Source organism: Rubripirellula obstinata (assembly GCF_001642955.1).
GTDB classification, from domain to species: Bacteria; Planctomycetota; Planctomycetia; order Pirellulales; family Pirellulaceae; genus Rubripirellula; species Rubripirellula obstinata.
In genome coordinates this window covers 1-6,349 of record NZ_LWSK01000190.1, presented here as the reverse complement: position 1 = coordinate 6,349, position 6,349 = coordinate 1, and the positions used below count along the sequence as shown (strand labels likewise).

Annotated in this window: 4 protein-coding genes; 2 read left to right on the top strand and 2 right to left on the bottom strand. The window is 54.0% G+C overall.

Features of this window, described 5'->3' with window-relative positions; all coding sequences use genetic code 11:
• Positions 1-648: 648 nt before the first annotated feature.
• Complete coding sequence (locus RC85_RS24290; protein WP_068267337.1) at positions 649-1,512, bottom strand: HDOD domain-containing protein; 864 nt, start codon at positions 1,510-1,512, stop codon at positions 649-651.
• 249 nt (positions 1,513-1,761) lie between these two features.
• On the opposite strand from RC85_RS24290, the gene RC85_RS24285 reads away from it, so the two are divergent.
• Positions 1,762-3,333: an ATP-binding protein gene (locus RC85_RS24285; protein WP_235033424.1), complete on the top strand. Its 1,572-nt coding sequence runs from the start codon at positions 1,762-1,764 to the stop codon at positions 3,331-3,333.
• A gap of 116 nt (positions 3,334-3,449) precedes the next feature.
• Here RC85_RS24285 and RC85_RS24280 read toward each other — a convergent pair whose 3' ends face one another.
• Positions 3,450-4,133 carry a nucleotidyltransferase family protein gene (locus RC85_RS24280; RefSeq protein ID WP_200836801.1) on the bottom strand — a complete coding sequence of 228 codons (684 nt, stop codon included), beginning with the start codon at positions 4,131-4,133 and terminating at the stop codon, positions 3,450-3,452.
• Positions 4,134-4,286: 153 nt separating this feature from the next.
• Between RC85_RS24280 and RC85_RS24275 the strand changes: the two genes are divergently transcribed.
• The gene (locus tag RC85_RS24275) at positions 4,287-6,131 is read left to right on the top strand and encodes a sigma-70 family RNA polymerase sigma factor (RefSeq protein ID WP_068267336.1); all 1,845 of its coding nucleotides are present in this window, start codon (positions 4,287-4,289) and stop codon (positions 6,129-6,131) included.
• Positions 6,132-6,349 lie beyond the last annotated feature (218 nt).

The window sequence follows — 6,349 nt, the reverse complement described above, 5'->3', positions numbered from 1 at the left end:
ATAACAACGAGGGCTGACGCCACCGGCAAAGATCTGCCGCCCTCTGGGCTAAGACCTTCGATGGTGAGACAGGATAAAAACGGCGCAAGCCGATAACTCCACAACCCCAAACTTTTAGCGGACCAGGCATCGCCCAATGGCACTTACTTTAGCCCCGGATGGGGCGTCAGCACGGTGCCGTGGGTCTTGACCCACGGAATCAAACGCAGCAAAAACCGAAGCCCCGGCTGGGGCGAAAGCGAGCACATTTTGGCTTGATTGCTCCTTCGGGACGTCGCATGAATGACTGCACCTATATGACTGCATGTTAGGCCTGGAGGGCTGGCAGTTCGCTGCCGGGTGCGCGACGGCTTGTCGATTAATTCAATATCCGAAAGGCAATGGTGAGCCGCTGGCCGTAAGGCCTCGCGGCAATGCGTGGGCTGACGAAAATGTTTGCGTGGAGGGAAACTGGACGACTTTGGGGGTTTGTGGCTGGCCGGCCTCGGTGTTGATTGCAAATTGCAAAATGAACACTGAAAAATGTAAATTGACCAGCAAATACCGCTTCCCAAGAATTTTCAATTTGCAATGTTCGACTGGTTCGCGAATAACATCACCCACCGCATTTTCATCAGCCCAGTGCCTGCCCTATCCTGAAAAATCAAGCTAGCGGAGTCGGGCAACCGAATCGAGCGATGAATAGAGTTGCTGCCAAAGCACCGTCAACAGCCCGGCATCAATCCCTAGGCGGCGAAAAACGCTTTCTTTTGGAGAGATGATTGCATTGGCACCGACGCTCGACCAACCAGCTCGGCTGCACAAATAGTTGGCAATGGCGATGCAGCAAACGGTTTCGGAATGCTCGTGATCGAGACAGCGATGGGCGGCATGGTGATATTCGGTCGCCAGGCAGACTTCATCGGGCATTCCCCATCCACTTAGAATCGCCGCGCCAAGCTGAGCGTGATCCCAGCCCAACATGTCGCGTTCTACTTCATGCATCGGCGAAAGCTCGTCGATTTCCGATAGAACTTCGCCAAAGGATTCTGGGTCAATTCTTTCATTCGCGATCATGCCAATGTCGTGCAGGGCACCCGCGACGAAGACTTTACCCGGGTCGGCATCCGTGCAGGTTCTGGCGATCAGCGAACCGACTGCGGCAACGGCCATGCAGTGACCCCACAGGCATTCTCTGGAGTAAATATCGATCTGTTTTTCAGGTGCGAAAATCCCGCGAACCCACGCCAGCACCGCAAGTTGTGCCAATTCGCTGCCGTTCATGATCTTGGCAGCGTCTTCAAGCGATGCGTGCGGTTTTGACAGATTGAACAAGGGTGTGTTGCACCATCGCAAAAGTCGCGACGCCAATTGAGGATCCGACGCCAACCATCGCACCAAGGTCTCGTTTTCCCGCCCATCAAAATCCCCCGATGCAATCAAACGCCGTGCTCCGTCAGGAAGCGGAAGCTCCCAGCGTGCTTGTTCAGTCCGTAAACCGAGTCGAGCGGATGGATCAGTGGTAATTGGCATGAATGTGAACAGAAAGGTCGTTTGGAAACGCGAACGATGGTCGTATTAAAAGCTACCCCACCGTCGCACAGGAGTCGTCATTTTGATTCTGGAAAGCGTCATTAGCGACAAGTGGGCACGCTTGGCTGACAGTTTTTCCGTTTTTGTGGCTTGAACCATGTTGCCCAGCCGATATCCCCCGATGCGGGGCATCGTGTCGGCGAAGGTCTCAAAACCAGGACACGCATTCATGGAATTTAGGGAAACCCAATGAGCAATGACGTTGATAGCAAGCTGGATTCTTTGATTTCTCGAATCCAATCGCTAAGTTCTGGAAAGACGCCTGCTGCGGCCGAACCGCCGGCCCAGCCCAGTGCCGCGCAGCAAGGATCAACAGTTCAGCCGAGCTCGCAAATTCCGCAGAGCTCGCAGCCAGTTGCGACCGCGACGGCACCGACTGCCAAACCAACGCCTGCTTCACCAAAGGGCGAAGCTATCACTTCAGCTAGCGTTTCCCAAACATCACCTGCACCAGCCAAAACCGATCCAACCTGCGCGACCGGGTTTCGGCCCTCTCGCGACGAACCCTGGCGACCCGCCGAACCGGCGTCCGTGGAAGAAGCAGGCATTAACGATACGCTGTTGGAAGCCATCGTCTATCGCTTTCTGCAAAACGTTGGCGAAGCCGAGGGCCGACGGATTGCTGAACAGGTGAAGCTGCCATTCCGCATGGTCGAACCGCTTTTGTCGCGGTTAAAGATGGAGCAGAATGTTTCTTACAAGTCGTCTACATCGACCAACGATTACGTCTATGTCCTCAGCGAAAGTGGTCGCGCAATCGCGCGAAACTATCTGCTCGATTGCACCTATTACGGATCGTGTCCGGTTCCGTTGAAACAGTATGTCGCGAGCGTTTCAAAGCAGACGATCGAGGGCCAGTACCCCAAGAAAAAAGACTTGCTGCGGGCCTTTCACGACTTGTTGATCAATCCCAACATGCTGAAAAAGCTTGGCCCAGCGGTTGCCAGCGGCCGTGGAATGTTCCTGTTTGGGTTTCCCGGAAACGGCAAGACGTCCATTGCCGAACGTGTCACGGCCGCGTTCGGAAAGTACGTCTGGATTCCTCGCAGTGTTGATATCGATGGTGATGTGCTGCGGATCTTTGACCCAATGTGCCACACGCTTGCGATGCCCGAGGGAAGTGGAACACTGCTTGAACTCGGCGGCTTCGACAAACGCTGGGTGCGGATCGAACGCCCAACGATCATCGCCGGTGGTGAATTGACAATGGAGATGCTGGAGGTGCAGCACAATCCGGTCAACGGTATTAGCGAGGCACCGCTACAACTAAAAAGCAATTGCGGCACCCTGGTGATCGATGACTTTGGTCGCCAGAAAATGCGAGTCGACGAACTGCTGAACCGATGGATTGTGCCGCTCGAAAAACGCTACGATTATCTGAACATGGCGTCCGGTAAAAAGATCCAAGTGCCGTTCGATCAGTTGGTGGTCTTTAGCACGAACTTGGAACCCAAGGACTTGGTCGATGACGCGTTCTTGCGCCGAATTCCTTACAAAATCGAAGTCGAGAATCCACCGTTCGATGACTTCAAGAAGCTGTTTCAAATCATGTGCAAGGTGTTGAAAGTGCCGTACCGTGAAGGCTGCGTCGAGTACTTAATCGACAAGCACTACACACCGGTCGATCGCCCACTGCGGATGTGTCAGCCGCGTGACTTGATCCTGCAAGCTCGAAACTATTGCCTGTACAACGACTTGCCGCTGGAGCTCAAAGACGACTACCTCGACTTCGCCTGCGAGAACTATTTCAGCGTGATGTAGGTCTATAAACGGACCACTCGATGTGGGCCGTAGCGAGCTTCAGCGAGTTACGGCGTTGCGCGCGTCATGCCGTAACTCGCTGAAGCTCGCTACGGCCTACATTAGATCACCGACATTCACTCCGGATTGTCAATCAAAAACTGCAACCGATCTCCAAGTTCGCTTGGGTACTTCCCAACCCAAGATCCATCGATCAAGCCGACATCAAGCATGTCGATCAGATGCATCTGGTCTCTGCGTCGATACGACGTCAACTTCATTTGCACTAACGATTCAAGCGAGACAACCTTAAAATCGTCTTCGCTGTAATCGAACGGTTCAATGTCAGGCGTTGCTGAATCATCACCTTCGCGAACGATCTCATTCGCAAACAACACATTCACCGCGCTGCGAGCTGATCCATCCGGTCCATCGATGAACATGGGTACCTTGAAAGTTTCGTGATAGATAAACCCTCCCGCTTCCATCGCGACCTTGGCGGCTTCTAAATCTTCTCGACGCAGCAGGATATCGACATCCTTGGTGAATCGCACGGCTTCCTTATCGACGCGTCCGACCCATTCAGCAACCGCGTTGCCGCCTAAGACCGCGTAAGGGATCCCGGCCTGTTCAAGAATCCGCGTCGACCGAAGCAAACGATCTCGCACTTCGTCAATTGCGATTGCAACGCGGCTCCAACCAGAGAGTTTCTTCTTTTGGATCATGCCAGCATTCTGACCGCTGACGTATCCGCTGTCAAAGTTACATTCTTTGGACGCAAACGCAGGGGGTGCGACCAAACAAGAGAGAATGCGCATCATCCAGTATTTCCGATGAGGCAATCAAATCTCGCTTTTCAGAACAACTTTCAGAGGAACTAGAAGATTTTCGAGGATTTTTCGCGCGAGGACCTCTCGGTCAGTTGCACTACTACAATAGAAAGCAGAAGCCACCAGGAGGTTGATTTGAATGCCATGCCCAAATTAGCGGTCGTTGCCAGTGATTCATCCGGCGATGCGGACGCAGCTACAGACACAGGTGCAGAATCCCTGGCATTGGACCAAGCATCATCGAACATCGGCGATCGACTGTTGTTGGATGCATGGATCGGATATCGAGATCGTGATGCTCTCGCTCACCTGATCAACCGCTACCGCAACATGGTTTTAAGTGTTTGTCGACGCCAGTCTCGCACGCGTGAAGATGCTGAAGACGCCTTCCAAGTGACGTTTTTGACCCTTGTTCGCGATGCGGAACGCTTGCGAAAAAGGGGATGCTTGGCGGGATGGTTGCACCAGGTAGCCTACCGCACGGCTTGCCGAACGAGAAAACTCAATCGAGCCACTGAGCATTTGCCGGTCGATCCTCCCGACGATTCGACCAATGGGCAAAAGTCTCTTCAAACCATAGCGCACCGTCACCGCCTGCGGGCCTTGGACGAAGAAATAGAACAGTTGCCAAAGAAGTACCGCGACGCCATCGTGCTGCACTACTTTGACGGACTAACCTACGAGCAAACCGCAACGATCCTGGGTTCCAGCGAACCGGCGATCCGCGGACGTCTCGGGCGGGCTCGCGCAAGACTGCAGCGGCAACTGAGCCGCCGAGGTTTCGCCTTTTCCACGGTCCTAGGATCTATCGCATCTCTCAGCGCGGATCAGGCTGTGGCCAGCGACCACGTCGCGGTCGATCTGGCCAATCAAGCGGTCACGCGATGTGTTAAGTCATCCATGGGCCAGTCTTCTTCTCCGAACCTCGAATCTCTTCTCAACAAGGAAACCCCGATGCTGTTTTCTACGACGTCACTCGCAACCATTGGTGCGGTTGCATGCACCGCAGTTGGCTTAATGTTTGCTCCCCTTGGCGAAACGCTTCCGGGAGGTCGAGATCAAACATCGGTGCAACTGCCAGGAGTCGCCAGTTCAGTGTCGGCAGTAGAAGTGACGGCTGCGGAGGTCGTCACTCCGGCGTTTGCAGCCGAAGTACCTCAAGCCGCCGATGTATCCAGCGATCCATTTGCGGAATCAGATGGAGACAGTTCTGACGACCCGTTTGCAGATCCACCTTTCCGAACTGCCCCCAGCAAGCAAGCTGTCGCGGATCCGTTTGGTGCCGCCCGTCCGTCAGCGTTGCCTGCGAATGTGACAAGGGAGGACAGCACAACAGGTCAGTCTTCGCAGGACACCAATGTAAAATGGGCCAGCGGGAATGTGGATTTTCACAAGCGAGTCGAGCAGGCTCTCTCAAAGCAAGTGGGATTCTCTTTCATTGAGCTGCCACTTAGTGACGCAATCGAACAGATCTCCGAAAGATCTGGCTTGCCTGTTCAAATCGACAAGCGAGCGCTTGATGATCTTGGGGTGTCAACAGACGATCAGGTCAATCTTGAAGTTCGCAACATTTCACTCGAGTCGGCCCTGAATCTCATTGTCTCATCGCTGGACCTCACCTACACCGTTGACAATGAGATCGTCACCATCACGTCGGTTGAATGCGACGAGGACAAGCACCAGCTACTTCGTATCTATTGGGCAGGTGAGGTTGGGTTACAAGCAACGCCAGGCAGTGTTCGCCTAATACAGTCGCTGGTTACGCCCGATACTTGGGACACGCTCGGCGGAGTCAGCACCATCAGTATTCTGACCGCCGAAAAATCAACGAATTCAGCACTTGGAATTCGTACCAGCTATACCACTCATCGAAAGATCGAAAGGTTCCTGCAAAGCATCAAAGCAGGATCCAACGAACCGATGCAAGGCGCTCCCATTGAAACAGGAAAGTCTAGTGATCGCAGCACGAACGAGGGAGGAGTGTTTTGAGTTCGTGATTGCTCGCGAAACCGGGAAGAGAGTTCTTTGACGACCTTTGGCAATCGTTTCACTGTTCTAAGGAACGTACGACTTTTTATAGTCGCGTTTCGCTCGGGACGTCGCATCAGTTACTGCGCGTTAGGCCCGGAGGGCCGGCAGCTCCCTGCCGGGTGCGCGAGCACCCGGATGGCTGGCCCCACATCAATTCTCTGGCTCGGTTTCGCGGC

Coding starts and splice junctions, on each gene's coding strand:
- RC85_RS24280 (WP_200836801.1), bottom strand. CDS start 4,133: ATGATGCGCATTCTCTCTTGTTTGGTCGCACCCCCTGCGTTTGCGTCC.
- RC85_RS24275 (WP_068267336.1), top strand. CDS start 4,287: ATGCCCAAATTAGCGGTCGTTGCCAGTGATTCATCCGGCGATGCGGAC.
- RC85_RS24285 (WP_235033424.1), top strand. CDS start 1,762: ATGAGCAATGACGTTGATAGCAAGCTGGATTCTTTGATTTCTCGAATC.
- RC85_RS24290 (WP_068267337.1), bottom strand. CDS start 1,512: ATGCCAATTACCACTGATCCATCCGCTCGACTCGGTTTACGGACTGAA.